We start from the raw sequence: 2,782 nt of genomic DNA on the forward strand, positions 1-2,782 counted from the left end.
GAATTCCGGCGTCAGGCCATGGTTTTCGGCCAGCTCCAGCAGAGTCCCGTCAGCAGGGGTCCATGGCTGTTCAAATCCGGATCTGGTGAAGCGGACGATGGCGGTTTCGGATTCTGGCACGGCTTCCTTGAGGCGCGGGGCATCTTGGGTGCGCGCCAAGGCGGATGGCCCGAACGCTTCGGCATGAATGTCTGTGTCATGAACCCCAAGGCTGAGGAGGCTGTCATAGGCGGTTTGCATGAACCCGCCGGGGCCGCAGAGGTAGATATCGGCGTCTTCCTGCGGCAGAACCTGTTGCAGGGTTTCACCATTGACCCGACCTGTCAGATCGAATTCCCGGCCCTCGGTCTCCCCCGCGGCGGGTGCGCTGATCAGCGAGAGATAGCGGATCTGCCCGCCGGAGGCCTGTTCCAGATCGCGGAATTCACGGGCAAAGGCGCGTTCCCGGACGGTGCGGGCCGCGTGCAGGATGGTCAGCGGGCGCAGATGGCGGGTGCGGACCCCCTCACGCAGCGCGTGGCGCGCCATGGCGATCATCGGGGTGATGCCGACGCCGCCGGCGATCAGCACAGCCGGCCGTTCCTGTGACGCATCCAGAAAGAAGCCGCCGCGCGGCGCCTTGGCCTCGATCACTGCCCCCGTTTGCAGATGGGCGTGCAAGTGACGGGACACAGTGCCGGCCTCCTCACGCTTGACCGAGATCCGGTAATGGCCTTCGCCCGGCGCGGAGGACACGGTGTAGGTCCGCACCAGCGGTTTTTCCGCGCCGGGCGGCGTGGCCCGGAGGGTCAGGAACTGGCCGGCCTCAGACGCCAGCAGCGGGCCGCTGTCCTCCGGCTCCAGATAGAAGGAGCGGATCACCGTGCTTTCCTGTTCGGTGCGGGCTATCCGGTAGCGGCGCCAGGTGTTGCGCTGTTCTTCCAGCTGCGCGCGCGCCGCTGCCTCAGCCCAGGTGTCCGTCAGCAGCGTATTGGGCGAAAACTCCCCGCGCTCAGCGCGCCAGGGCAGGGCGCCCTCCAGCCAGAGACCTTGGCGCAGGGTGAACCGCCAGCCGCGGCCGGCGCTCTGGAAGGCTGTCACATCGGGGTGATCCTCATCCAGCAGCTCGACGGTGCCGGTCAGCATCAGCAGGCTGCCGGTGGTGAAATCCGGGAACACCAGCCCTGCGCGCGGGTTCAGCAGGAAGTTCCCCAGCGTGTTGAAGTGGTTGTTGCCGGGGAAATCGGGGATGGTCAGGGTGTTGCCGTCAATGCGGACAAAGCCGGGGCGCCCGCCCCGGTACGAGGCATCGACGCCTTCGCGCTCGGGGTGGCTGCCCGCGGGGACGTGGCTGGCGACAAAGAAGATGTCGGTTCCTGAGATCAGCGCCGCGTGGCTGCTGTCAAGCTCTGTGAAGGGCTGAGGCTTGGCGGGTGCCTGCCGCTCCGCCGGTTTCAGATTCCTGAGCTGGATGTACTGCGGACAATTGCCGAATGACTCGTCGACCCGCATGGTAAAGCCATTGCGGGCCGCGGCGATAACGCGCCCGTTGACCCGGTTGCGGCGGCGGCTGTGCAACTCGATCCCCAGCATCCCAAGCGCAGCTCCCTTGCGGATCGCAGCGCGGACGGGATCCTCCGTGCCGCCGCTCAGCGCGACATGCAGATGCCGCGCATCCGGTGCGCTGGCAAAACCGGGTTGGCCGCTCAAGAGGCTCGCCCAGGGCCAGCCTTCGTGATCCACCGCGCCAACCGCCAGGAACGGCAGCTGGGCATAGAACGCCCGGTGCTGATCCGGCATGAAGGGGCGGATCACCCGGCGGCCGAAGGTCTCCATCATCTCGTGCTTGCCGACGCGTCGCTGCATTTCCTGTTCGCCCTCATGAAAGGGGGAAGGACCGGTTGCATCATTGGGAGTCATGGAAACCTCCTGTGTTCTGAGAGAGTTACGCGGCGGCCCGCACAGAGGCCGCCACGCAGTGGATCAGGCTGCCAGCCCTACCTTGGTGGCAGGCATCGGCTTGAAGCCTTTCAGCCCTTCGATATTCGCCAGCAGGGCGCGGACATTTGCATAGGGTTCCAGCGAGACGCCGCCCTCCGGCGCGTGGGCGAGGTAGGCATAGGCCGCCACATCGGCAATTGTCGGGGCATCGCCGACCAAGAAGCTGCGGCCTTCCATATGGGCGTCGAGCTTGCCCAGAACCCGAGCGGCCACGGTTTTGCAGGCCTCGGCGTCCAGCGGCGCGTTGAAGACGGTGATCAGCCGCGCTGCCGCCGGGCCAAAGGCGATCTCGCCCGCCGCCAGGGTCAGGAACTTCTGCACCTCTGCCTCCAGCAATGGGTCCGAGGGCAGCCAGGCCGGCGCGTATTTGCGCGCCAGGTAAACCAGGATCGCGTTGGAATCGGTGATTACATCGCCGCCGTCCTCGATCACCGGCACCTGGCCCGCGGGGTTCAGCGCCAGGAAAGGCGGCTGCTTGTGCTCACCCGCGGCGAGATCAACGGTGATCGTTTCATGGGCGATCCCGGCGAGGCTGGCGAACAGCTCCACCCGGTGGGTGTGGCCGGAGAGGGGGAAGCCGTGAATTCGGATTGGATGCGGCATATCTTGGGTCCTTCTATGTGGCATAGGCCTGGTTGCTTGAAGACACCGGGAAGATACGTCATGACGTTCCTGGCGATAATATTCTAATCTGGCGATTGATTATGTATGCGTGGTACATAATATGCAGACCGGAGGGAACGATGGATAAATTGGACTGCATGCGCACCTTTGCGGCGGTTGCGGCGCAAAGCTCCTTTAC

Annotated in this window: 2 protein-coding genes; both read right to left on the minus strand. The window is 65.2% G+C overall.

Translation table 11 applies throughout. The annotated features are described in order from the left end of the window. Positions 1-1,899: pyridoxamine 5'-phosphate oxidase family protein (locus A2I95_RS30020; RefSeq protein WP_291735749.1), on the minus strand; the 1,899-nt coding region annotated here is incomplete at its 3' end. 63 nt (positions 1,900-1,962) lie between these two features. Next, positions 1,963-2,583: a glutathione S-transferase family protein gene (locus A2I95_RS30025; RefSeq protein WP_291735751.1), complete on the minus strand. Its 621-nt coding sequence runs from the start codon at positions 2,581-2,583 to the stop codon at positions 1,963-1,965. Positions 2,584-2,782: the final 199 nt, after the last annotated feature.

The sequence above is a fragment of the Leisingera sp. F5 genome, assembly GCF_001593695.1.